Raw genomic sequence first — 24,582 nt, forward strand, 5'->3', positions numbered from 1 at the left:
TTTACACAAAATATTTTACAGACTCTCTCTTAACGCTTGAATTGTTTTTTGATGACTCCTGATAGTGTCTGTCCTTTTCTTTATATTCCCTCAACTCGTTATACTGTTTAAGAAATGTAAGTTCCATATTCAGCAATTCGTTTTTTAAAGCCTGTTTGTCTTTGCCGTGCTTTTGGCGGATTAGCTCTTTACTTGGAAGGTAAACTGTATTTTTATCCCGAAGCTCATGAGATCTCATGACAGGTTGATTTAGTTCGTCAATAAAGTCTTTCATTCGACGACTCTAAGTATTTCTACCGACTTCAGTTTCCTTTTGGAGAAGGGAAGGGGTCAATTTTATACTATTCTTTTTTATGTTTCACTTCTAAGGTTAGTTCTTTAAGCAGCTCATCAGTCCACTCTTGTGGTTTTCCTCTTGTATAACGGGTGCTTTTTTGATCATATGCAGATTCCTCCATTAGCTTAAAGTCAATGGTTGCCTTTATATCCATATAGGATAATAACTGTCTTGAAGTTTTTAAGACATCATTATTTGCATTTCTTAATGAGTTAGCCAGACTCGTTGAAATCTCTTTCAATAATTCGATGGACTCACGAATTTTCACTTTTAAAACTTCGATGAATCTGCTAACCATTGGATTGCTTGTTCCCGTTCATTGATGGCAGGATTAAAAATGAAATTCGGACAATTTTCACAGAACCTAATACAGTTGTTAGGGAACACAACCCGGTTTTCTATACAGGTTCCACAATGAATTTGCCCAACAACAACATCATCTCTTTAGGTAACAGAAACTGTTTTACCTCTGTCGTCCACGTATCTCATCCATCCGTTAAAACCGCTATGCTCCATATTTTAGATCCTTCTGATTGTTCTAATTGTTTTTGCACAAAGCGTTGATGCTCTCATATCCCCTTCTACCCACTCCCGAGCAATTTCTAGTTAGTGTGGTACTATTGGTTATGAGTTGGTGGGAAAGGGTGTTGGACATGAGCAAAACACTGGTGCTGGCTGAAAAGCCTTCTGTAGGACGGGACATTGCGCGCGTGCTGCAGTGTCAGAAAAAAGGAAACGGTTATTTGGAAGGCGATAAATATATCGTGACGTGGGCCTTGGGGCATCTCGTCACTCTGGCTGATCCAGAGGTGTATGGGCAGCATTACAGCTCCTGGAAAATAGAAGATTTGCCGATCATGCCTTCTCCACTGAAGCTGGTAGTGATCAAGGAAAGCAACAAGCAGTTCCACAGCGTGAAACAGCAAATGAGGCGAAACGACGTGAAAGAGATCGTCATCGCGACAGATCCAGGTTTATCTCTATAAATTAATTATGTACACTACAATAAATTTATCCCACTCCTTTATTTATCTAAGGTTAGACAACACAATTAAAAATGCACTTAAATAAATATTTGTACATAAATGATTCATAATAAGGCTTTTATGTACAATTAAGAAACGCTATTGGGGTGGTCAAACCGTTCAGTTTCCTCAATCTCTGGCAAAATTGTTGTAGCAATCTTGTCCCCCATCGGGAATAATTCGGAGAGAATCATATTCTTTTCTTTCTTTAGCCAGAGCATCTAGTTGTCATTAAAGTGGCGATGGGTGGGGCTGTGCCTGTTGGCATTGTTCTGCCTGGCTCTGCTGCGGATCTGATCGCGCCCTACTCTGCTTCGCTCCCTCTCTACCTTGGCGATCTTTACCGTGATACTGTATCTTGTTGGGCTTCTGCCTCTCTGGATCCTCTCTCTGCGAAGGAAGTTGCCACTCATACTTGGCTCATTCTCAAGCAGACGCTCATGACTTGTCTCCGTACTACCAAGCGTGAGCGCATTGCTCATCTGACTGCTTACGTACGGCAGGCTATGTCTTCTGCTCTGCTTGACCTGGTTGTGCGCGGCTATAGCGTGGATCGCTTGCCTGCTTCTGTCCAGAGGCAACTAGCCGATCCTGGCCCTAGCTTTCCTTAACTTTAACTCTATTTGGGGGAAGCTAATCATGTTTTGCTCCTTGCCTTTTGCGTAATCAACTAGCGCGGACAGCTCCGTTTCTCAACTTACGCAAAGAGGAGCATTCTGGAGCTACAATGAGTTCGTAAAATTTAGTGTGCAAGCCGGTTTGTCCACCACTGACGGACAAATGATGGTTGCTTGTTTTGTGCTAATCGCTGAAAACGGCGAAAAACGCCCGAATTTGGACATTCAGACGCTTGTTTACATAAAATGGATTATCCTTCAGACCCCGGAAAGCCAGTTAAGTTTTGTTGTTCGCCCCTAATTTTGGCACAATATCAGCGTAGTGCAACGCAAATGCATGAAAATGCATGGTAATTACCGCGAACACTGAAACCAAAACGATTTTGGGAAGTTCCGATTTTTATTTGGGGATCAGGGCAGACGCCTCATACGATTGGTCGTCCCGTATTCGGGAGCAACGAAAAGTAAGAAAAGTCTATCAACAGGGGTAGTACCAGCACTGGTACTACCCCTGTTTGCATGTACAGCTGATGTTCCTATTCCTGTAAACCGTAAATAGGAGTTTTGAAGAAGTCATTGTGTTTGTAACTCAATACGTTCCGAATAGAATTTTCCATTTTTGTCACTCCAATTGATAGTGACAGATGAGTTCTCAAACATATTCTTTAAATTATCCAGTAGTGGATTCTTCTCAATTGAAGGGGAAAACGATATGGTGTAAATTTTTTTGTCATATTTATAAGCGTTGGGATAGGTTATTTGCTTATGTAGATCTAATTGTCCTGATAATTGTGCATCTATGGATTCAATCAAGATAGGTATATCATCTTTTCGATAGGATAATTCCAAGTCATTTACCTGTAAACGTTCGTCTATTACATGGGCGCTGAAGGTCGCCGTCCAATGTTCTGACGAACCCGTTAATTTGATTCCTTTTCCAAAAGAGTTATAGATGAGAACGAATAGTACAATAATTGCGATTAGGATAATGTACCGCCATTTTTTATTCAAGGTGTCACCGCCTTTTCTTATAATTTTATTTCTCAACATCAAATAAAAAAAGGGGCAAAATGCCCCATCCTTATATTCCTGAAGGATCGATTGTTGTTTTTTGGTCTGTTTTTACTTTGCTTCCGTTTTTGTAGATATCGGACAGAACCACTTGTTGAATATAGCTTGGGGAATTGATGTACACCGGTTCTACCGAAACAGTTGATGTAGCCCATGTCCATGAATTTGATGTAGAATTGTCTTTCCAAGTAGGTGTCCACGGGTTGCTTGGTGCTCCTGTATTTATATTTACAGAATTACCGCAATAGTTAGTACCGAAAATGTCGAGAATTATTCTTGCGTTTTTAACTGTGTAGGCGGTAGATGATCGTGTCCACCAGGTGGTAAGTGAAGTGGATTTATACAAGCTTCCAACGTTACCAGGAGGAGCATTGTAAACGTTCATAAAGGCATCTAAGTACTGTCTCACGGCGTAGTTATCGTATTGGCTTGAAGTTGTCACATGGGCTGTGTGATCATATCCACTACCATAATCACAGGTAGCAGCAGTGCTAAATTCGGCAGCTGAATCATATAGGGGGCTTGTCTGTTTTGATCCATCTTTCGGGAATATCCGGAAGATCTCAATTTTTTCAACTTTTGTTTTTTGGTTTTCAAGCTTCTTTAATTCGTCATAAGTTTTTTTGGTTTTCGCGTTCTTTTGGATTTCCTCATCTGTCAACTGAACATAGTCATATCCTTCTGGTACGATGTCTTCAATGGCAGGTGGATTTTCTTTTACGGCGACACCATTTTCACCAAAGTTCGGAGATTCTGCAAATGCAGAAGCACCAGTTAAAGAAATTATGACTGACAAGAAGAATGGGACAAGTTTCTTCAACATCAAGATCCCTCCTCTTTTTTACTACATTTGAATGATATTATAATATTTGGTGATTAAAAAGGGGCGAAAGAACTGTTTTGGCAATTAATGTAAATTCCAATGGTGCCAGGGGCAAACGTTTAAAGAAATTGGTAATACACTTGAAGAAGTACCTAAAATAATGAGTACTTGAACAAAACCTTAACTCACAGCCTGTCTTCAAGTTGACGTTCCGGGTTTATATCCTCCAGAGTCACCACATTCCGATTTCAAATTATAGTCGGAACTTCCCTAAGTCGTTGTGTCAGCCATTTTGAGATATTTCTCATGTTTTTTCACAAAAGGTATTTCGTATCATCAAATGACCAACGCTGCATAATGGCGGCTTTACGAGGATGCAATAATAAGTTCAGGATGTACTCGCCAATATCCATCATAAGTTAGCACTGTTGTCTTACTGGGGAGACGGAATCGCGTCCTCCTTGGACGGGATGCGTGTACAAGTTGACGTTGTGGCCCTACATGCTAATGCCAGTCCTTATAACTGCTCAGGTAAATGAGCAACGATTTACCGATTCATAAGGGTTCAGTTCTCCAGCGTTTACTCCAGGGGTAATTAAGTAAGAACTCACGTGATGCTGATCACATCATTGACGGACGCTTACATAATGAGACAGATCTGATGATCGAGGAATTCTATACTAATACAGCAGGTTACACGGATCAAGTTTTTTGGTTTGACGCACCTGTTGGGCTTTCGTTTTGCTCCACAGCTGCGTGATCGGCCGATTCCAAACTATATACTATTGGAAAAGGGAACGACTTGCAAAAGCTGGATAACCAGTTGCGCGGGCAAATCAATACAAAGATCATTAAAGAAAATTATGATAACGTGCTACGCTTGGCCCATTCCATCCGGAACAGAACAGTGTCCGCCTTACTTATCATGCGGAACCTCGGTTCCTTTGCACGTCAAAACCGACTAGCCACAGCGTTGCGTAAAATGGGACGTTTCGAAAGGACCATATTTGTTCTAGATTACATATCGAGTGAAGCTTTGCATCGCGGATTAATTACTCATACCAGGGTCCCACCACCGAAACGACGTCAGACCCACGATAGTGAAAGAGCCGGTTTTTCCTTTGTTAAGGAATACCGGCTTTCTGTTTTACATACGAAGTGGCCGTAATGACTGTAGGTCCCCTAGCTGATTTAGGTTAAACTTGTACTCGCCCAAGAAATAGATGTGTTCCATCCGAGTGGGGAAATATGATGGAGAAGCACTTCACGTAACGTACCACTCACTTTTTGATGCCCCTGCTTTTGCCAGAAACACTGTATTTCAAACACTGTTAACGTTAATTAGAATGTTTAGGGCACTGGCGCGTTGGAGCGATCTTTTAACGCCCAATGTCGTAACTCTCTTTACTTGCCAAAGAGGATGGCTCGTGCTAAGAGTTTACCTTGCGTTTTCCGTAAGCGCATGTCGAAAATATCATATGTATAGTTCTGTATACTCGATATAAATCGACAGTTTTATTGATGGAATTGAGATATTATAGTAAAAAATGTAAAAGGAGGGTTTTTTATGGGATTTAAAAGGCGTTTTGTTATTGGTACATTTCTCGCATTGACTCTATCTTTAAGTACGATAGCAGTTGCAGCTGGAGAACTAAGAAATAGTGACGCATTTTATAGTGGAGGAGGATACAAAGTTCTGAGTGTAACAGAGAACTTGAAGTATTATGTAACACCAGATGCTTGGAACGAATTTGGAGATTATATTGAGGATGCATTTTCTGATTATTCTTCTATCCCAGGAGTCGACTTTGACTTCCAAGAAGTTGATTGGGCTGATGAAGCAGAACTAATAATTCTCAATACACAAGATGATGGCACGTATGATGGGTTACCGGGAATTATGATTCCTTGCGACTGGTCTAGAACACCTACTTGTGAAAAGACACGCTATCAGAGTAGATGGGACACTGCGGCGGTATTTTTATTTCCAGATAATATGGATCTGAAAGGTTATAACCAAACAAACAGACACAAGACCATCGTACATGAAATAGGTCATGCTTATGCTTTAGTTCACCAACCTGTCGGTGTCGATTCTGTAATGGTAGGCGGAAAATCAACAATTACAAGTCCAACTTCTCTAGATATTAGCAACTTACAATTTAAGTATTAAAGGTGGCGATAATTATGATTAAGAATAAAATCCCGATGGTTACTACTATATTAGTCCTAGCTATTGGATTTATCGTTTTATCAACAAATGATTTAACTGCTGAAGCTAGTAAAGAGGAAAAAATAATTTCTTACCCTGGTGAGATTATAAAGTATGATGATTTGAATGATCTTGAAAAGGATGCTCCAATAATTGTTCAGGCAACTTTTACTGGAGATCGTGAAACCGTTTATCCGAATATAACAGAAGGAAGACTTTTCCGATCAGATTCGCTAGTCGAAATCAAAAAAGTATTTAAAGGCGATCTAAATAAAAAGGATCAAATCGTTGTGTACGAGCCAGCCTATTTAGATGAAAATGACGTTTTTGTAACTATCGATGGATATAATCTTATGGACGAGAAGGAAACCTACACATTGTTTTTAAAACCAGTTAAAAACAAAAAGGGTTACGCGATTGCTGGCATGTATCAAGGGAAATACTATAATAAAGTACAGGGAAATGGCAAAAGTGTGAAGAGAAGTTTCGACTATAAAGATTTAAATGAGGTCGATTACTTTGGTGGAAATGTAGAGCATTTTAAAAGATTAAAAGAGCAGGTGGTAAAAAAATATAAATTGGTAGATTGATTAAATGAAAATCCGATTGGGAATAATTCCATTCGGATTTTTAATATAAATTCGCGAACGTAAATAAAGATGTAACAATAGAGAAGTTAGTATCATCTAAAGATCAGCAGTATATGGAGGTGACCTTATGAAACTCATGTTAATTCCCCTAATACTAATCTTCTTGATGGATAGCAACTCTTTTAATTCCTACCACCATGCTGTAACGCAGGAAGAACTATCAAAATACAATGAATTTACTGGTGAATGCGGCTTATTAGTCGATGAGTATGATCCTGAATTGATGTGGAATAACATCAAATATTTGAAGAACTATGAATCAGATACGAAAGGGTTAGAACGTGGCAAGAAAATCGGAGAAGTATTGTTTAAAATGAACGGGAATGTTTGCCTAGGTTACAAAAGGAAACATGGAGATGCAACATGGGCAGAGATTGGAACCCCCATCTATCAAGTAAAAGGATATACAGAAAAATTTCGGATCTTCGTAGGTGATGATTTGTACGAAGCATTGGAAAATCCCTATGCAAAAAAAATTGGGGACATTTTCGATATATCCGGAAAAATAAAGAAGATCACTATCGAGTACCCTATTGAAAACTCCCCTTCAGTCGAATTTCCAGAAGAAGCTACGAAAAAATTCATTGATGAATTTCTGAATTTAGAATATGTTCCATTTAAAGACATTTACAAAACTTCAATGTTTAGGAGTGAAAAATATTTTTTGCGTTTCCAACTTCATGACGACTCTAGTTTTATCGTTTCTTTTTGGCCCGATGAGAATGTATTTATACAAGGACATGGAAATGACGTGACTAAAAAAATAATAATGAGCCATGCGGAAAAGCTCACGACTAAATACCCGCGATTCTATAATTAATAAATTTGTTGAATTTAGCTCATTCAGGGGTCCCACCAACGAAGTGACGTAAAACACTATTTTTTCCGTAAAAAAGGTCAATTTTCCTGCGTTAAGGATACTGTTCCTGATGCTGCACTATGTCCAGTAATTGACCTTGTCCGCAAGTTATTGCGTTGTTTAACAGAAAAAATTGGCTGGGGAGGAACAGCAAGGTTCCTCCCCAGCCAATTATTATATTTTTACCTTGTACGTCCCCAAGATTCACATATGGAATGGAATCTAGTACCCCTTAAAGCCACGATTGTATAAGTATAGTGCCAAAGTCTGCACTTTTAAATTTCCATAAACACCCTCGAGAGAAATCTCAAATCTCAAATTCGCCAAGTAACTTATTCATATTCTCTTTTTGTTTTTGTTCCTTTTGCATGGTCTCCTCATTGATAAGTTCGCATTTGGAAACACCTGGGAAATGTGAATCCAGTTTATTAAAGTGAACATCTTTATTGCTATCCCTATTGAACCGGATTAAGTTGGTCTTTACTCCATGTTCGTTTAGTATGGGGGAATCATTATAAAGGTGCGGAAAGGAACTAGACGCCACAATTTTCTTATATAAATCTTCATAAGTCTTCGCTTTCATTTTATACTTCATTACTTCTTCTTTTAATGCTTGAATTGTTTTTGACGACTCCTGATAGAGTCTGTCCTTTTCTTTATATTCCCTCAACTCATTATGTTGTTTAAGAATTGTAAGTTCAATATTAAACAATTCATTTTTTAAAGCCTGTTTGTCTTTACCATGCTTTTGGAAGATGAGATCTATACTTGGTAGGTACACTGTATCATTGTCCTCGAGGTTGTGAGACCTCATGGCAGGTTGGTTTAGTTCATCAATAAAGTCCTTCATTCGACGGCTCCAAGTATTTCTACCGACGTTCGTTTCCTTTTGAAGAAGCGAGGGGGTCAACTTTATACCCTTGTTTTTATATTTCACTTCTAAAGCTAGTTCTTTAAGCTGCTCATCAGTCCACTCTTGTGGTTTTCCTCTTGTATTACCGTTGCTTTTTTTGCCCATGTGCCAATTCCTCCATTAGCTTAGAGTCAATGGTTGCCTTTAAATCCATATAGGATAATAACTGCCTTGAAGTTGTTTTTAAGACGTCATTATTTGCATTTCTTAATGAGTTAGCTAGACTCGTTGAAATCTCTTTCATTAATTCGATTGATTCACGAATTTTAACTTCTAAAACCTTCGATGAATCTGCTAACCATTGAAGTGCTTGTTCCCGTTCATTGATGACTGGATTAAAAATGAAATTCGGACAATATTCACAGAACTCAATACAGTTGTTAGGGAACACATCTTGGTTTTCTATACAAGTTCCATATTGAATTCGCCCAACAATATTTTCCCTATCGGTAACGGAAATGGCTTTCCCTTTGTCGTACACGTATCTCTTCCAACCTATAATACTGCCACTAATACTTTGGCTTTTTGAATGTTCTAGTTTTTTTTGCGCTAATCGATAGACGTAGGATTGAGCGAAATGCTCCGCATGTGCGTAATAACCATACTGACTATCTATTTCTTCATGTCCAGCCATTCGTGTGTGAATGCTAATCTAATTCTTGACCACCTAGTGGTACATCGCTCATAAAAAAGTTGACCACCTGAGCTCCTCTTTCCTGTATCTTGAAGTTGCTGAGACATCAAGGTATAGGAGGAAAGGAAATGCTTCAGATGGCTAATTATGAGTTTATCAGGAAACAACACATTCTGCTAGGGAAGCCGATTCGGCAAATTTCTCGCGAAACCGGATATTCCCGTCAAGTCATACGAAAAGCCTTGAAATCAACGGAGATCCCTGTATACCAGCTTTCGCAACCAAAACCGAAACCAGTCATTGATTCTGTGCAACCCATCATCATGGAATGGCTTCGTCAAGATGAACAGGCTCCCCCTAAGCAGCGTCATACTGCCACCCGTATCTATCAGAGACTTGTCGACGAATACGGATTCACCGGTGGTGAATCTACAGTTCGACGTTACGTCAGACAACTACGCGTTTCTCTTCCAAAAGCGTTCGTCCCCCTCGACTTCCCGCCAGGGAAATTTGCCCAATTTGACTGGGGCGAGGTTACTGTTCTTTTACAGGGTAAGCAGGTAAAAGTTCAAGTCTTTTGTATGCGTTGCACCTTCAGCAGAAAGATTTTTGTCAAAACTTTCTTTCATCAAAAGCAAGAAGCTCTTCTTCAAGGACATGTCGATGCCTTTGAATTTTTCGGTGCTGTTCCTCAGACTGTTACGTACGACAATCTGACAACAGCCGTAAAGAAGGTGCTGGAAGGTAAGAACCGCGAGGAACAGGAGCGATTTGTCCAGCTTCGTTCTCACTACCTGTTCGAAAGTCATTTCTGCGATCCGGGAAAAGGGCATCAAAAAGGCCAAGTAGAAAATCTCGTAAAGTTCATCCAAAAGCAGTTTTTTACCCCGGTTCCAAGTGTCTCTTCTCTAGAGGAATTAAATCATTTCCTTCTTGAGAAATGTATCTCTTACGAGACAACTACCGTTCCTAGGTCATCTTTAACCGTTGGAGAAGCCTTTGTACAAGAGCAGCACGTTATGCTCCCCTTGCCTCCACAACCACTGGATTGTTGCCGTATCGTGTCTGTGAAAAGCAATACCTTGTCTATGCTTCACTTTGAGAAAAATGCCTATTCTGTTCCTGTTTCACACGCATCTACCGAGCTTACTTGCAAGGTGTTTGCCGAACGGATTGAAGTGTACCATGGTAGCAAATTGATTGCTCAGCATGAGAGATGCTTAGAAAGTGGCAAAGAGCTTTTGCAATACGATCACTACCTGGATTTGCTTCTGACTCGACCAGGTGCCGTTTTGTATGCCAGACCTTTGCATCAGGCGGGGCTACCCCCAATTTACCAACAGTTCTTAGACAAGTGCCGCCATCGACCAGGTGGAATGAAGGAGTTTGTTCGACTCCTGTTATTACATCGTGAATTCGATACTATTCTTGTGGAGGAATCATTAGAGGAAGCTTGCCAAAAGGGGATGTTTCAGTATGATGCCGTAAGGCAATTGTTGTTTCATCGTACGTTACCAGAGCATCGTATGCCTCAACTCTCGTTGACTGAAGATAGTTCTGTTCCGCGTATTCAAGTAAAAACTCCCGATCTTAACCAATACAATCGTCTGTTACAAAAGAGGTGTGTGGTGCATTGAGTACAACTTTCTTGCTTGAAACCTATGCTAAACGGCTTCGATTACCGGCTATTAAACGTTTCTATAAGGAAATGGCCAATGATGCTGCCGAACGACAAGTCCCTTATGAGGAATTCCTTCTCGCTCTTTTGGAACAAGAAGTGCAGCAAAGGGATGCAAATCAAATCGCCAGTCGGATCAAGCATGCCAAATTCCCTTCAACGAAAACACTCGATCAATATGAATTTTCTATGATTCCGTCTCTTAATAAACCGAAATTGTTACAACTTGCTCGTTGTGATTACATCGAGAAGGCAGAAAACATCATGTTTATCGGAAACTCCGGTACGGGTAAGACACATCTCTCGATTGCTCTTGGGAAGGAGGCTTGTCACCATGGTTATTCCGTACAATTTTGGACAGCTGCGAAAATATGCAACGAGCTCATGGAAGCCCAGTCCCAAAAGCGAATCCTTCAGTTGGAGAAACAATGGCTCAAAACCGATTTGATCATTCTAGATGAAGTCGGATTTGTTCCCCTAAGCAAAACAGGGGCGGAATTATTATTTCAATTTTGTGCAGCTCGCTATGAAAAAGGGAGCATCATCATCACCAGTAACCTTGAATTTGCGGATTGGACGCAAATTTTTAAAGATGAACAAATGACAGCAGCTTTAGTTGATAGGCTTACACATCGTGCCCATATCTTTGCCATGAATGGGGACAGCTATCGCTTTAAGCAAAGCATCCAAAGATCGTGATCATGAAAAAGTTACCCACCCGTAGGGTGGATTGATTTTTGCCATGGTGGTCAATTTTTTGATGAGCACGGTGGTCAACTTTTTGATTGACATTCACATTCGTGCGATGGAGAGCATGTTGAACCCTTGCAGACACATGTTTATAATAGCGAAATGTCTGGTGTCACCTGATTTGACTCGTTCAAGTCCGTAATGACCGTAGAGTTTCTCAACCACATTTTCATAAAACTCTTTCTTCAAGAAATCAAAATCTCTTCTGTTTACTCGGTTATTCTTTTTATCTCTTTTTTGGATTCTGAAATGAGTAAGCAATTGGATTGGAAATAAATAAGGAGAGTCAATCCCTAATAACTCTATCTTTTTTATTGATTGATTAATGAGATTGTAGGTTCTCTCATCAATTTCTACAAAATCATACTTTGTAATAAATTCGGGCGTGTCGGATCTTTGCTTTATTCGAGGTACTTTTATCCCATATTTAAAGTTTTGGTGTTCACGATACTGGACACAATCCTTTCCCAACATCAAAAATTCTGATGGACGCAACGGAAGAATATTGGTTATTAACCACCACATCAAGATAGGTAAATACTCAATAGTTTGCTCCGTTGGATAAGACTGAAAGTAGTCATTCAACACATCATCAAAAATCATGATGTCCTCAAATGGCGGTAAATCTCTATTGGTTCCTGAATAGGAGCCTACTTTTTTACAAATGTCTATTATATGTTGTTTGTTTTTTACCTCGTAGAAGGAAAGGAATCTTTCTGTATCCTTGGCAACCCTATAACCTTTGTACACAAAGTTATTACAACAACGAATTAAAAACGTCTCAAATTTCCTGATATCTTGAAAACCGTTAGATTCAAAGATGATTTCTTTTAGTGTAGCTAGTTCATTATATACGGTTAAGGGATTTCTCCCTGAAATGATTCTCACTACTGTATAGGCTCTCAGAGCTTTGTTCAAATTTGGGTACAGGTCTAAATCAAACGAAATAACTATCGGGTAGTCTGAGATACCTTCACTAAGTGACCATTGACTGTCACTAAAATTGCCATTCAGGATATAACTATTTTTGGCTAATTTTTGGAATAGCTCCTCATATTCAGTTGAATCAAATGTATTAAAGTAAACTGTCTGTTTTCGTTCAATAACAACATCATCTGAAAATGCCCCTATCACTGACCTGATTTCCATTTAACCCTCTCCTAATATTCTTCGAGCTGGAGTTTATGAGCAATCACTTCCAGCTTGTTCCACGTGCTTGTAGGCGAAAGATAAGCCCTCACATAATCTTCTCCATAGGCAATTCTCGCTTCTTTCCACACCAGGAGAGTATGCAGAAGAAATTTTGTTTCCTTTCGAATCATAAATTCATTGTCAGTGGACTGAATATTATCAATTAATCTATCAAAATCCTCCTTTAATTGGATCAATAATAAATTTCGGGGAAGAATGTACTCACAGGAATAACAGTTATTTAATCTAGGGTATGGACAGTTAGGATACACTAGGCATTGAGCGTGTTCATTCTTCGATGGCATTTCACCACATGCAAGTTTACCTAGGATGTCTTTAAGCTCATCTGTAGAAAATCAGCCAGTTTAGATACTGCAGAACGCCGTTTTTCGTAAATACCACTTAGTAAGTTTTGTACTGATGAGTTATTTTGAATAGGTGTAGAAGTAAGATAATTGTCAATGAACTTAGCGACGCTTTCTAGATTCGAAGGTGAAACCTCTTGGCGAATTTTTTCTATCAGTTTAGTTCGTTCCTCTAATGTTGAATTGAGTTGTTTGTTCTGAGAGGCATACAAAATCAAGTAGTTAAATAACCAACCAAAATGCCCACGTCTAAATAAATTGTAGGATACACGGTTAATACTTCCATCTTTATTGGTTGATTGTATGTACATACTAGTTGTGTCTGGTGACTTGTGGCTCCTAGCTGTTTGAGTGAGATGGAGGGCAAGTTCCGAATCATATGCATCGCCTTCAGTAATTGAGAAAAATAAGTAAGTAGATATTGTACGGTTCATTTTTCTACTACTGAATTTGAATTCACTTAATGATGGGCAAGACTTTAAGAACCTCTTATGCCGAATTTTAGCGTGAGTTGTTATTTTATTGTATACGCCCTGATAAAACGTATCTAAAAGAGAGTTTCTCCCTTCCATTCTTCTATGAAATTCAGAAATAACTAGTGCGTTAGACAAAGGGTAAGCAAGATCGGGCGCAACTATAAATGTAAGCAATTCATCTGTTTTACTGCTTCTTTTGTGTCTATAGTGAAGATATAACTGCCGGATAACGAGTTGACTTTGGGTTTCAGATAAGGTGTTTTCTACAAACCAATCTAAAGAAGGAATATTAAGTTCTTCTAGATTGATATTGGGAGTGTGGGCTATCAAATCCTGACCCCGAATAAAATCGGTCAGCAGCAAGATGGTGTATACCCACATATTTGCGTAATAACTATCTTCCAATGCGTGCGGAATATTGATTATTACATCTTTACAGTGTTCATAAAGCGAATGAAATTCTTGTGGGGAATATATGTCTTTGATATCCTTTTTGCGATTCCTATGATAGATCACATAATCTTCCCTATCTTGAATGTTCTTTCTTTCATAGGAATATCTTAAAAAACGTGTAAACCATAACTTTTCTTTTTTAGCAAATGGGGAGTGCTCATCAAGTAATTCACTAATCTCGGTATCTGTGAGCAGATAAACTTCTTTATCAATGCTAGTTACCAGGCGCTTATAAAATCTTTGGAAATATAAAATTGCGTCTCTCTTGTAACGATTGGAGCCTCGCATGTTATTTGTTTGTAAGAGACAATATTCTATGTACAATTTTACCGTTTCATTGAGGTCCTTTTTTAAGGGGATTGATTCTGTATATTTTCTAATTTCATCAAAGGAAGATTGGCTGGTGTATATAACCCGTTTCTTTGATTTTTCCCTTTCCCTTTCAAAGTTCTCAATATCAGAAAAAGGTATTCGCCAACGATTCTTGTCATCCTTAAAGGCATTTGGGAATTTCCCCGATTTAATAACCATGTTCCAAACAACACTTGCACTACTATACCCTAACCTTTTGGCTGCTTCTTGTGGACTTAGTGTATTTGATTTCTCCATACTAGTCCTCCAAATTATTATCTATTAATTTCGGGATGTAACCTTCATGCAATTGAGAAAACTTACTCTCAATCTTTTTATGAATACGGTTAGTTGATACCATATAGGTTAGAGCTGAATTAATATTAGAGTCCCCACGGAGATGGGCGATTTCATATGGATTCTCCACATTTTCCGCGACCATATTCGTAAATGTACCGCGTCCTATGTGAGTAGACCATTTGATATATTTAAGATGATGTGCCAATAGTTTCTGTTCACTATCTCCTTTTTGCTCCAATAATTTAATAAAGGTCCTCTTTACTTTCTCGAAGTACTGTCTATAACTTCTTCCCGATAAGGGGAGTCCATCTCTATTGATGAACAGCGCATTACTACCATCCATGGGCTGGTATAGCTGAATGTGATCACTAAACAAGCTGAGTCCCCAGTCATTTATTTGAAGGACTTGTTGAGTTCTAACTTTTTTTACAGAGGGGTGCTCTTTTAGATCAGCACGAAAGTTTTGGTTTTGCAGTTTCAGTATGAAGTCTCCTTTGCGCATTCCATGAGCGACTTGTGTTCTCTTTAAGTTCACCACTTCCGAAACACGAAGCCCCCCAAATATCTGAAAGTAAATTCCTAACGCAATAGGTTTTGCCACAATTATCGCTACCTCCAATAGAAGAGGTATATAACTGTGTGGTAGTGTATGTTCAATTTCTCTTGGTTTTTTGGATGGGTATATGGGTTTAAAGGGTGATTCATAATAAGAACAAAATTGTCCCTCTTTCTTTTGAAACGTATCTTTTGAAATTGAAGAGATACATCCAGTTTTTACTAACCACAGGTAGAAGAATGTTAATGTTCTTTCTGCGTCTTTTACTGTATCTCTGCTTACCCCGTCAAAGGACAGCGAGTTCAGGTATTGAGTTCCATGAGAAATACTCAAATCCCAAAGGGTAAGTATATTCAATTTCCTCTTGTTCTCTAAAAGGTAATTGAGGAATTTTACGGTGTTGTTCGCATGTTTTCGTTGGGTATTGAATTCTCTATATTTCCAATTTTCCATGATGAAATCGCTAATTGGATGTATAACCTCCACATCCATTGTCATGTCCTTCAATCCAATCAACGCGATATGCTTCTGCTTAATTTCCCCTGTCGTTCGAAAGAAGGCATAATCAATCCATACAGGAACCATACAAAATTTAATGTCCTTTGAAGCACCCAAATAAATAACATTAGTCCCCATATACTGTCCTCCCAGTGAGAATAATGTACGTTTAGTTGATGTTCGACTTATGGTAGATACTCTATACTTCTATTATACTTCATAAAGAGATTTATGAGCATTTTGAATAGATTATAAAAATTAAAATACCTATATATATCAACGCTTTCCGCACTTATTATAATTCGAATATTGTACAATAAATTAATGTACAAAATCATAGAAATACGCAGGGCGCGAGGGAGAGCTGGTCGCTCGCTGGATCATCGAGCTGGCCCACGTGAACAAGCCGATCAAGCGTCTCTGGATCTCATCCGTGACGGACAAAGCGATTCGGGATGGATTTCGCAATCTAAAGGACGGCAAGGCATACGACAATCTGTTTGCTTCCGCAGCAGCACGTGCAGAGGCAGACTGGCTGGTCGGGATCAATGCGACCCGTGCCTTGACCTGCAAGCACAATGCGCAGCTTTCCTGCGGGCGTGTGCAGACGCCGACCCTGGCGATTGTGGCCAGACGGGAGGAAGAGATTCGTCAGTTCACACCGAAGCCCTTTTACGGCTTGAGTGCATTGGCACAGGGACCGATTCAGCTCCAGTGGCAGGAGCAGCAGACGAAGGATGTCAAAACGTTTTCCAAGGAAAAAGCGGACCAGCTGCTGGCGTCGCTCAAAAAAGAGACCGTCGCGGAAGTCGTCGAGATCACCAAGGCACACAAAAAGACCTTTGCGCCGCAGCTATACGATCTAACGGAGCTGCAACGGGATGCCAACAAGATCTTCGGCTACTCGGCCAAGGAAACGCTCTCGATCATGCAGGGGCTGTACGAGCATCATAAAGTCGTCACCTATCCGCGGACGGACTCGCGCTATCTGTCTGCCGATATCGTAGAGACGCTGCCGGATCGGGTCAAAGCGGTACAGATGAAGCCGTACGCTCCGTTTGCCGCGAAGCTGCTGAGAGCGCCCATCAAAGGAAACAAAGCGTTTGTCGATGACAGCAAGGTCTCGGATCACCATGCGATTATCCCGACGGAGCAATCTGTTCTCCTGAGTGATCTGAGCGACAAGGAACGGAAGATTTTGGACCTCGTCGTCAAGCGCTTCCTGGCTGTTCTGTACCCGGCCTTTGAATACGAGCAAACGACAATCCAGGCGAAGCTGGGCACAGAGCTCTTCCTAGCCAGAGGAAAGACGGTGCTCGCGAAAGGCTGGCGAGAAGTGTACGACCACGATGTTGAAGACGAGGACAGCCGAGATGGAGTCAAAGAGCAGCTTTTGCCATCGATCGCAAAAGGCGACCGTCTAAAAATCAGCAGCATCACCCAAACCAAGGGAGAGACGAAGCCGCCTGAGCCTTTTACGGAAGCGACCCTGCTCTCTGCGATGGAAAATCCCGCGAAGTACATGGCGGGTGAAAGCAAGGATTTGATCAAAACGATTGGGGAAACGGGTGGCCTCGGCACGGTTGCGACGCGTGCAGACGTGATCGAAAAGCTGTTTAACAGCTTCCTGTTCGAGAAGCGCGGCAAGCATATTTTCGTGACGGCAAAAGGAAAACAGCTGCTCGAGCTTGTTCCGGATGAAATGCAGTCGCCTACGCTTACAGCTCAGTGGGAGCAAAAGCTGGGGGCGATCGCAAAAGGAGGACTGAGCAAGCAGGCTTTCATCGGAGAAATGAAAACCTACGCGAAATCGGTGGTCCAAGAGATCAAGAACAGCGAGCAGACGTTCCGACATGACAACCTGACGCGAACCCGCTGCCCGGAATGCAACAAGTTTCTGCTCGAGGTAAACGGCAAGCGGGGCAAAATGCTCGTTTGTCAGGACCGGGAATGCGGCTATCGGAAAGGTCTTTCCAAGCAAACGAATGCCAGATGTCCAAAATGCCACAAAAGGCTGGAGCTTCACGGGCAAGGCGATAAACAGACCTTCGTGTGTGTGTGCGGACACCGGGAGAAGCTCACTACCTTCCAGGAGCGCCGGGATAAGGAAAAGGGCGGCAAGGTCTCGAAAAAAGAGGTCGCCAAGTTTTTGAAAGGGCAAGATCAGGAGGAGTCAGAGGGCATCAACTCGGCTTTAAAAGATGCTTTGTCCAAATTGAAGTTCGATCAGTAAGAGTAAGACCCGAATGCCGCGGAGAGCTGTCGCAGGCGTTCGGGTCTTTTGGCGGTTATGGCCGCACCGACAGGTAGTAGTGCTGAATTTCTTCCAGTGTTTTTTGGGAAGGCTGGATGAATTCGCGATCCCAATCCTCTGGCGGTGAATCGACCGAGATCCCTTTTTCCTGAAGCAAGGCGTATAATTCCTGGTCCGCTTGGGAGGGAATCCACCAGGTGTAAATGGAGTTGGTCTTTTTGTTAAGCAGGGTGTCAAAGAAAAACTTCAAGTAATTCGCGACCGAGAGCGTGCCGTAGTTCACATCGTGCTCGGGGACGGGGATCGGGTAGACCTTGGGATAGCTCAGTGGACCGTGATTGATGGAGATGCCGACAAATCCGATCGGGGGGATGTTGTTTCCATAGCCAGGGATGGCAAAAGGCAAATCCCCAGCGAAATGAACCCGGATAATGACGGAATTGATGAACTGCTGCTCCAGCACATTTTCCCTTTTCCAAATCCCTAATTCGCGAGCGAGCTTGTCCCAATATACGATGGACGTATTGTGTGCCCGCCAAAAGACGGGAGCCAATTCCTCAAATGTTTTTTCAAATTCGTCTCCTGCTTTGTGAAAAGGATTGATGAGATCGTACCATTTGAAGCAGCCGTGCGTCTGGCGCCAGTTCTGGCAGATGGTGAGGAAGTCAATCATGCGCTGGATGCGGGGCTCAGGGCTGCTCTCCTTGTTGGCAAACAGGTGGGCTGCCTCAACGAGATCGGTGGTAAAGTTGCCGTTGACGAAGTCCCAATAGTTGGTGTGACCTTGTTCAAAGCGTTCATGGCTGACACGGAGACTTTCTATTTCCCAGTCTGCAAAGGTCGTGACGTCATTTCCAAAATAGAGCTCAATCGGCAAGAGTTCTCCGAAGAAGCTAAAGTGATAAGGGCTCGCCTGCTTAAACCAAGATTTGATGTATTCCAGACGAGCAGCAGGAGGGACGATGCTTGCCCTTTTGCAGAGTGTGGCCTCTTCCGTTGTGGCAGTGAATTCTCGCAGGGAGGAAGCTAGGGCTAAAAAGGAAGTGGGCGTAGTCAGAAATTCTGCCCCATTTTCATCGTTGTCGTACTGGACGATGAGATGCGAGAGGACGGTCAATGCCTGCGGCGATGCTGCGAGCTGATTCCACGTGTGTTTGGCAGGGTCGCCGATCGCTCCAATGATCGTGATCGGGTTGGTCGCTTCGCCGCAAAGATAGAGCGCCCCTGAGTCCTGTACGACGATTCTGCTCGAACCGCGGACGTTGATGGTCGCTCCCGCTTCCACTGTCAGGCTTTGGCCGGGCGGAATGACCACATCGTCGGGTCCGAGGAGATAGGGCCCGTTTTGGGCGGACAGCGGTGATGCGTTGATCATCGTTCCGGAAAAACGGGTGTACTTGTCGACGAACAGCTGGTAGACGTGATCGGGATCTGTATCGGGACCCTCGGTGAGCCGAATAAAATAGACCCCATCGTTCTCGGGGAAGAACGGTAGAATGAGCGGCGAACCTGGCGTCCACATCGCTTGCCCGCACTGGGTGCCGAAATTGTCGTAGACCGTGATGCAGGAGGCGGGATGAGTCAGATTGTTGATGTGGATTTCGATCGCATCTGTGGACGTAAGCTCGATCTGGTACCATTCGTCGTGCGGGTCCAGATTGGGTGATGGCTTGGTGATGCGTGTCTGTGTTTGCAGCGGGGTGGCAAGAGAAGGGATGGTCGAAGTGATACTCATCAGAATCTCCTATCGGATAAATGTTTTTGGAAGAAGCTGTATATTCAAAATATAGCGGAGGGAGTGAGGGTAAGACAAGCATTTGATTTTCTACTTTTGTCGAAAGTAAGGTATGATGAAAGAGAGATAAAGGGGGATGGACGTTCCGATGAGTCATGATTTGCCATTAACAAAGGAAATGATATTGGACGCGGCAGAACAAGTGCTCAGGCGTTTTGGACCGGACAAGACCTCGGTTGTCGACATTGCCAAAGTGCTGCAGGTCAGTCACGGTACGTTATATCGACACTTTCCGAGCAAGGCTGCTTTGCGTGAGGCTGTCACACAAAGATGGCTCCAAGGCTGTATCAGCGCCCCGTTAGAGGAAATTGCAAGCGAGACGCAAGGGAGCGCGACAGAACGATTGTATCGGTGGCTAACCACTCTGCGAAACTCGAAAAAAGAGTACTTCACGACAGACGCTGAAATGTTTGCCATGTACGCTTCTGAAACCGAGGGATCGGTAGAGATGGTCAAAGAGCACGCCGAGCATTTGGTCCAGCAGATTGCCGGGATCGTCGAGCAAGGGATTCAATCGAAGGAATTGAAACCGGGTAACCCGGAAACGATAGCAAGAGCCATTTTCCTCGCAACGTCGAGGTTTCATCATCCCGCTCATGCCCAGCATTGGCTGGCGGACGAGGAAGAAGGTGACTTTCAATTAGTCTGGGAGCTGCTCTTGAGAGGGCTCGTATAGCATATAGGCAAAAACCTTTCTGATCACGGCGCAGAGAGGTTTTTTTGTATGCAAACCCATTCAAATGACAAAAAACTAAATCTGTCATTTGACAGTTGTTGAGTTGGGCCACTATAATACAAGCAAGTTGATCGGCATGCCACCTAAACGGAGCAAGCGGGATATGAAGAGACGATGTGTACGATTCACCATTTTAGAAAACAGGTGGGATACGTCATGGAGAAAAAGCTGGTCGGTAAAGTTGCTTTGGTAACGGGAGCATCGCGAGGGATCGGGAAGAAAATAGCGATAGAGCTTGCTGGACAAGGGGCGAAGGTAGTCGTGAACTACGCTGCCAGTTCTGGAAAAGCGGAGGAAGTCGTAGCTGAAATCAGGGAACAGGGTGGAGAGGCGACTGCGATTCAGGCGGACATCAGCCAGGTTGCGCAGGTGGAAAGCTTGTTCCAAAAGACGCTGGAGACGTACGGCCAGGTAGATATTCTCGTCAACAATGCAGGCATTATGATGACGAAGCCAATCACAAGCATGACAGAGGCTGATTTTGACAAGCAGTTCGCCATCAACGTCAAAGGGACCTACTTCGCTTGCCAGCAGGCTGCCCTCCATATGAACGAGCAGGGGCGAATCATCAACTTCTCTACTTCTGTCGCAGGGCAGATGTTTCCTGGGTACAGTGCGTACGCTGCGACCAAAGGAGCCGTCGAACAGATTACGCGCCAGCTGGCTAAAGAATTTGGACCAAAAGGCATTACAATCAATGCGGTTTCCCCAGGACCTGTGAACACAGAGCTGTTTACCGCTGAGAAAACAGAAGAGGAAGCGCAGCGGATTGGCAGCATGAATGCGATGGGCAGAATCGGTGAGCCCGAAGACATCTCACGCGTGGTTCTGTTTCTGGCAAGCCCCGAGTCGCAATGGGTCACTGGACAGACTCTACGTGTAAACGGCGGATTTATCTAAGAGAGACGAAGAAAGGGAGCTGCATGAGAGCAGTTCCCTTTTTTGTGATTGGATCGATATTAGCTGCCAGCAAGAATGTGCTTTTTTGCCTCCAGCATGACTTCATGAAACTTTTTCTCTTCTTCAAAATGGGGAAAGTGCGCGGATTCTTCAAACCATATGAAATGTTTTTCGGGTGCAGTCAGCTTTTCGTAATAGCTGTACGCGACAGAAGAGGGAGTCATGTAATCGTACCGTCCCATCACGAAATAGACGGGAACGCTCCAAACAGGTATCGACTCCGCTAGGTTCGTATATTGAGTTTGCGGGAGAATTGCGTTTCGGGAATAGGCGTCTCCCAAAGCAAGACGGACCCCATCGAGCCAGGTGTACTCAGGTGCAAATAAGACTCCGTTGATCAAATCCTGATAGGTATTGGTCATCCTCTCTGCTCCACCGAAAGCAGTGACCCATTTTCGTTCCAGAGTTGCGTCTTTCCGAGGATTTTTATAGGGAGGGGGACCGATGGAGTCGAGCTCTTTCATCGCCTGCTCATTATGATGTCTTTCGGCCTCTTCCCGTACAAAATGGTACGATGCCAGCTCGCCCAAGGGAGAGTTTGCCACTTGCCCGACACCGATATAGGCGTAAAAGAGGTCAGGGTATTTTTGTACCGTCTTTGTCGCCAGGAGGCTTCCCCAGGAGTGTCCGACGATAAAGATTTTGGGTTGGCTGAATCTGTGCTTTAAATATCTCGTGAGCTCTGCTGTATCCTCGATGAGTGTATCGACCTTCAGTTCGTTATCGGACATGCCCCAGTGATACGATTTTCCGGAACCACGCTGATCCCAGTTCACGACGATAAAATCCTTCTCCAGCTCCTGTTGGTATTTCCGGGCGTAGGCAATTTGCGGGTAGCCGGGTCCGCCATGCAGGAAGAGTATGATGGGGTTTGCACGATCCGTACCGCGAATCAAAATCGTCTGCTTGATTCCACCGAGTGTGATTTCCTCCAAGGCAGCGACACTGTTCGGCAGAGCCTCCCCGTTTTCGTCTCTGATTTCAGGAGTCCAAGCAGGAAAAAAGAACAGGAGTAGCAGGAGAGCAAAGAGACAGAGCATAAACAGCGAGCGCTTCTTCTTGAGTGAGGCCATCGCTACTCGGTATGAAAAACTTTGGCTTGCAGTACGTCCAAAGCTTGCTCTATCGTTTTCAGCTCTTCATCGGAAGCTCCCTGAAGCCGATGGAGAAAACGCGCCTCAATTCGTGCAAAGGCTTCGTCCATCATGGCTTTGCCCTCTGGGGTCAGGCGTATGGATTGCTTGCGCTGATCCTCGGCGACCGCCGTTTTTTCGCACAGGCCTTTTTCCGTCAGCTTGCGGATTTCGCGGCTCGTATTGGGCATGGACATATGCTGGCAGTCGCTGATCTCACTGAGGGTGACGGGCTGCTGGACAGCTATATACTCCAAGATGCTGTATTGGACAGGGGTAATGTCGGCGGGTTTCAAATCCTTGGTCAAATCGTGCTTTACTTGGTGGACCGCTGTAGTGAAGGCTACGAATTTTTGAAAGAAAGCCGTTTTGTCCATAAAGAGATCACCTCTTATCGTTACGATAACAAATTAGTTGTCATTTAACAATTATCATTTGACAACTATATTTGTTGCGTGCTACCTTTTTGTTATCAAATGATAACTAACGAGGTGTTGAGATGAAACTGCTCGTGATCTATACTCATCCGAACCATCAGAGTCTTAGCTTTGCTTTTTTGCAAAAGGTCGTGCAGGGGAGCGAGGAAAACCCCCTGATCCAGGAGGTGCAGGTACTCGATCTCTACGAGGAAGGCTTTGATCCCGTTCTCGTCTTCCATGAACAGAAGCGCAGGCGGGATATGCATAGTGATCCCCGGCTGGAGCGATATCGGAATCAGATTACGTGGGCAGATAAGATCGTACTGGTGTATCCGATCTGGTGGGGACGCCCGCCTGCCATGCTTCTCGGGTACATCGATCAGATGTTTGCATCGGAGTTTGCTTACCGCGATAAAAAGGGACTGTTTCCGGAGGGGTTGCTTACGGGAAAGTCGGTTGTCTGCATATCCACGATGAAGGGCCCTACGCATTACCCGCTCCTTTGGCTCAATAATGCACATAAAGTGTTGATGAAGAGAGCCCTGTTTCAATTTGTAGGAATGAAAAAAGTGAAGTTTTTTGAGTTTGGCAATATGGAGAGCTCAAAGGGTCGGCATCAGGAGAAGCTGGAGCGGGTTTATCGCTATTTTAAGCAGGTAGCGCAGTAACCAAGCAGCCTGCTAGCCGCCAAAAGAGCAAAGCTTCCCACGAGAAATAGCAGGGAAGCTTTTTTCAGGAAATCAGAAGCTTGCAGGCTATGATTGAAACAACGAAGAGGTGTCTGTGGATTGGTACAACTGCCCGGCACTGCTTTCCAGGAATGCGACCGTTTTATCATACAGGAAATTGCCAAAGCTCAGTCTTTTTATGCCCCACTCCCCAAGCAGCTTGCCATCCGTAAGACCTGGCAGCGAGAGGACATTAAGCGGTGCGGCTACTTGGGCAGCAATCGTGCGGATGTCTGTTTCCTGCTTTACCCCTGGAACGAAGATTCCACTCGCGCCGCACTCTACATACACCTTTGCCCGCTCAATCGTTTCCTGCAGCGGAGCTTCTTTCTGAAAATAGGTATCGATCCGTGCATTGATATAGAAATCGGCAAAACCGTTGTGGTCGAGCGCCGTCCTGATCTGGCCCAGCAGTTCGCCATGCTGGGCTATGTCACGCATGCCAGTGCTTCTCTTGAGTGAATCCTCCAGATTGATGCCAGCGACTCCTGTTTCTGCTGTACGCAATACATGCTCGATGATCGTCGCAGCATCTTCCCCGTAACTAGACTCGAGATCAGCGGAAACGGGTATGCTTACTTGCTCGACGATTCGCTTGATGACGGCTAGATGCAGGTCAAAATCGATATTTCCCCAACGCAATAGCCAAGAGAGTGTGCAATTCCCCAGCTTGTCGTACCGATTGCTCGAAATCCACCCTTTTCCAAGGCGCGTGCAGAGGGAACATCCCAGGCATTTCCGAGAAACAGCAGTTCGTTTGCTTGATGCAGAGCTTGAAATTGTTGAATGACTGCCATG

At 43.2% G+C, this 24,582-nt stretch carries 24 protein-coding genes and 4 pseudogenes; 13 read left to right on the forward strand and 15 right to left on the reverse strand.

Features of this window, described 5'->3' with window-relative positions:
* Position 1: 1 nt before the first annotated feature.
* The gene (locus ACLIN2_RS27785; RefSeq protein WP_411502737.1) at positions 2-274 is read right to left on the reverse strand and encodes a hypothetical protein; all 273 of its coding nucleotides are present in this window, start codon (positions 272-274) and stop codon (positions 2-4) included.
* A gap of 67 nt (positions 275-341) precedes the next feature.
* Positions 342-605 (reverse strand): hypothetical protein, encoded by a 264-nt coding sequence (locus tag ACLIN2_RS27790; protein WP_139228098.1) that lies wholly within the window; start codon positions 603-605, stop codon positions 342-344.
* Positions 606-990: 385 nt separating this feature from the next.
* Here ACLIN2_RS27790 and ACLIN2_RS27795 point away from each other — a divergent pair.
* Together ACLIN2_RS27795 and ACLIN2_RS27800 are read left to right on the forward strand one after the other, a co-directional pair.
* Positions 991-1,311: pseudogene (locus ACLIN2_RS27795) on the forward strand (toprim domain-containing protein); the annotation flags it as partial.
* 305 nt (positions 1,312-1,616) lie between these two features.
* On the forward strand, positions 1,617-1,973 hold the full coding sequence (locus tag ACLIN2_RS27800; RefSeq protein ID WP_139228099.1) for a hypothetical protein: 357 nt from the start codon (positions 1,617-1,619) through the stop codon (positions 1,971-1,973).
* A gap of 579 nt (positions 1,974-2,552) precedes the next feature.
* Here the strand turns inward: ACLIN2_RS27800 and ACLIN2_RS27805 are convergent.
* Entirely contained in the window at positions 2,553-2,990 is a 438-nt protein-coding gene (locus ACLIN2_RS27805) for a hypothetical protein (RefSeq protein WP_139228100.1), read from the reverse strand.
* Between the two features lie 70 nt (positions 2,991-3,060).
* Positions 3,061-3,873: a hypothetical protein gene (locus ACLIN2_RS27810; protein WP_092271721.1), complete on the reverse strand. Its 813-nt coding sequence runs from the start codon at positions 3,871-3,873 to the stop codon at positions 3,061-3,063.
* A 428-nt stretch (positions 3,874-4,301) separates the two neighbouring features.
* Here ACLIN2_RS27810 and ACLIN2_RS27815 point away from each other — a divergent pair, with 428 nt between their 5' ends.
* Both ACLIN2_RS27815 and ACLIN2_RS27820 read left to right on the forward strand, forming a co-directional pair.
* Positions 4,302-4,412: a hypothetical protein gene (locus ACLIN2_RS27815; protein WP_373863384.1), complete on the forward strand. Its 111-nt coding sequence runs from the start codon at positions 4,302-4,304 to the stop codon at positions 4,410-4,412.
* A 74-nt stretch (positions 4,413-4,486) separates the two neighbouring features.
* Positions 4,487-5,041: pseudogene (locus ACLIN2_RS27820) on the forward strand (Tn3 family transposase); the annotation flags it as partial.
* On the opposite strand, the pseudogene ACLIN2_RS27825 reads toward ACLIN2_RS27820, so the two are convergent.
* A pseudogene (locus ACLIN2_RS27825) lies at positions 5,021-5,307 on the reverse strand (Tn3 family transposase); the annotation flags it as partial. The pseudogenes ACLIN2_RS27820 and ACLIN2_RS27825 sit on opposite strands and share 21 nt — an antisense overlap.
* Before the next feature lie 133 nt (positions 5,308-5,440).
* Here ACLIN2_RS27825 and ACLIN2_RS27830 point away from each other — a divergent pair.
* The 3 genes from ACLIN2_RS27830 to ACLIN2_RS27840 all read left to right on the forward strand — a co-directional run bounded on the left by ACLIN2_RS27830 (position 5,441) and on the right by ACLIN2_RS27840 (position 7,555).
* Complete coding sequence (locus ACLIN2_RS27830) at positions 5,441-6,046, forward strand: hypothetical protein (RefSeq protein WP_092271724.1); 606 nt, start codon at positions 5,441-5,443, stop codon at positions 6,044-6,046.
* Positions 6,047-6,060: 14 nt separating this feature from the next.
* The gene (locus tag ACLIN2_RS27835; RefSeq protein ID WP_092271727.1) at positions 6,061-6,675 is read left to right on the forward strand and encodes a hypothetical protein; all 615 of its coding nucleotides are present in this window, start codon (positions 6,061-6,063) and stop codon (positions 6,673-6,675) included.
* Between the two features lie 127 nt (positions 6,676-6,802).
* Entirely contained in the window at positions 6,803-7,555 is a 753-nt protein-coding gene (locus ACLIN2_RS27840; protein ID WP_122960468.1) for a hypothetical protein, read from the forward strand.
* Positions 7,556-7,901: 346 nt separating this feature from the next.
* Here the strand turns inward: ACLIN2_RS27840 and ACLIN2_RS27845 are convergent, their stop codons facing one another.
* Complete coding sequence (locus ACLIN2_RS27845; RefSeq protein ID WP_092271733.1) at positions 7,902-8,612, reverse strand: hypothetical protein; 711 nt, start codon at positions 8,610-8,612, stop codon at positions 7,902-7,904.
* Complete coding sequence (locus ACLIN2_RS27850; RefSeq protein ID WP_411502738.1) at positions 8,590-9,141, reverse strand: hypothetical protein; 552 nt, start codon at positions 9,139-9,141, stop codon at positions 8,590-8,592. The genes ACLIN2_RS27845 and ACLIN2_RS27850 overlap by 23 nt, the downstream gene beginning before the upstream one ends.
* Positions 9,142-9,269: 128 nt before the next feature.
* Here ACLIN2_RS27850 and istA point away from each other — a divergent pair, with 128 nt between their 5' ends.
* Positions 9,270-10,778: an IS21 family transposase gene (gene istA / locus ACLIN2_RS27855; RefSeq protein ID WP_411502739.1), complete on the forward strand. Its 1,509-nt coding sequence runs from the start codon at positions 9,270-9,272 to the stop codon at positions 10,776-10,778.
* Entirely contained in the window at positions 10,775-11,518 is a 744-nt protein-coding gene (istB, locus tag ACLIN2_RS27860; RefSeq protein ID WP_411502740.1) for an IS21-like element helper ATPase IstB, read from the forward strand. Before istA ends, istB begins: the two co-directional genes overlap by 4 nt.
* A 93-nt stretch (positions 11,519-11,611) precedes the next feature.
* On the opposite strand, the gene ACLIN2_RS27865 is transcribed toward istB, so the two are convergent.
* The 3 genes from ACLIN2_RS27865 to ACLIN2_RS27875 form a co-directional block, all read right to left on the reverse strand.
* Positions 11,612-12,718 (reverse strand): hypothetical protein, encoded by a 1,107-nt coding sequence (locus tag ACLIN2_RS27865; protein ID WP_411502741.1) that lies wholly within the window; start codon positions 12,716-12,718, stop codon positions 11,612-11,614.
* Between the two features lie 367 nt (positions 12,719-13,085).
* On the reverse strand, positions 13,086-14,663 hold the full coding sequence (locus tag ACLIN2_RS27870; protein ID WP_411502742.1) for a helix-turn-helix transcriptional regulator: 1,578 nt from the start codon (positions 14,661-14,663) through the stop codon (positions 13,086-13,088).
* A 1-nt stretch (position 14,664) separates the two neighbouring features.
* The gene (locus ACLIN2_RS27875) at positions 14,665-15,897 is read right to left on the reverse strand and encodes a hypothetical protein (protein WP_411502743.1); all 1,233 of its coding nucleotides are present in this window, start codon (positions 15,895-15,897) and stop codon (positions 14,665-14,667) included.
* A 208-nt stretch (positions 15,898-16,105) separates the two neighbouring features.
* Here ACLIN2_RS27875 and ACLIN2_RS27880 point away from each other — a divergent pair.
* Positions 16,106-17,992, forward strand: a pseudogene (locus ACLIN2_RS27880) (DNA topoisomerase III); the annotation flags it as partial.
* 55 nt (positions 17,993-18,047) lie between these two features.
* Here the strand turns inward: ACLIN2_RS27880 and ACLIN2_RS27885 are convergent.
* On the reverse strand, positions 18,048-19,748 hold the full coding sequence (locus ACLIN2_RS27885; protein ID WP_411502744.1) for a PPC domain-containing protein: 1,701 nt from the start codon (positions 19,746-19,748) through the stop codon (positions 18,048-18,050).
* Between the two features lie 148 nt (positions 19,749-19,896).
* Here ACLIN2_RS27885 and ACLIN2_RS27890 point away from each other — a divergent pair, with 148 nt between their 5' ends.
* Positions 19,897-20,484, forward strand: coding sequence for a TetR family transcriptional regulator (locus ACLIN2_RS27890; RefSeq protein WP_246070849.1), 588 nt, complete (start codon positions 19,897-19,899; stop codon positions 20,482-20,484).
* A 216-nt stretch (positions 20,485-20,700) separates the two neighbouring features.
* Positions 20,701-21,444, forward strand: a complete 744-nt coding sequence (locus ACLIN2_RS27895; RefSeq protein ID WP_122960951.1) for an SDR family oxidoreductase — start codon at positions 20,701-20,703, stop codon at positions 21,442-21,444.
* Positions 21,445-21,503: 59 nt separating this feature from the next.
* Here ACLIN2_RS27895 and ACLIN2_RS27900 read toward each other — a convergent pair whose 3' ends face one another.
* Positions 21,504-22,577: an alpha/beta fold hydrolase gene (locus ACLIN2_RS27900; RefSeq protein ID WP_411502745.1), complete on the reverse strand. Its 1,074-nt coding sequence runs from the start codon at positions 22,575-22,577 to the stop codon at positions 21,504-21,506.
* 2 nt (positions 22,578-22,579) lie between these two features.
* On the reverse strand, positions 22,580-23,014 hold the full coding sequence (locus tag ACLIN2_RS27905; protein ID WP_411502746.1) for a MarR family winged helix-turn-helix transcriptional regulator: 435 nt from the start codon (positions 23,012-23,014) through the stop codon (positions 22,580-22,582).
* A 122-nt stretch (positions 23,015-23,136) separates the two neighbouring features.
* Here ACLIN2_RS27905 and ACLIN2_RS27910 point away from each other — a divergent pair, with 122 nt between their 5' ends.
* Positions 23,137-23,724, forward strand: a complete 588-nt coding sequence (locus tag ACLIN2_RS27910; RefSeq protein ID WP_092271759.1) for an NAD(P)H-dependent oxidoreductase — start codon at positions 23,137-23,139, stop codon at positions 23,722-23,724.
* A gap of 87 nt (positions 23,725-23,811) precedes the next feature.
* On the opposite strand, the gene ACLIN2_RS27915 is transcribed toward ACLIN2_RS27910, so the two are convergent.
* Together ACLIN2_RS27915 and ACLIN2_RS27920 are read right to left on the reverse strand one after the other, a co-directional pair.
* Complete coding sequence (locus ACLIN2_RS27915) at positions 23,812-24,426, reverse strand: isocitrate lyase/PEP mutase family protein (RefSeq protein ID WP_400583703.1); 615 nt, start codon at positions 24,424-24,426, stop codon at positions 23,812-23,814.
* The gene (locus ACLIN2_RS27920) at positions 24,390-24,581 is read right to left on the reverse strand and encodes an isocitrate lyase/phosphoenolpyruvate mutase family protein (RefSeq protein ID WP_411502747.1); all 192 of its coding nucleotides are present in this window, start codon (positions 24,579-24,581) and stop codon (positions 24,390-24,392) included. The genes ACLIN2_RS27915 and ACLIN2_RS27920 overlap by 37 nt, the downstream gene beginning before the upstream one ends.
* Position 24,582: the final 1 nt, after the last annotated feature.

Source organism: Brevibacillus centrosporus, from assembly GCF_046622605.1.
Classification (GTDB): Bacteria; Bacillota; Bacilli; order Brevibacillales; family Brevibacillaceae; genus Brevibacillus; species Brevibacillus centrosporus.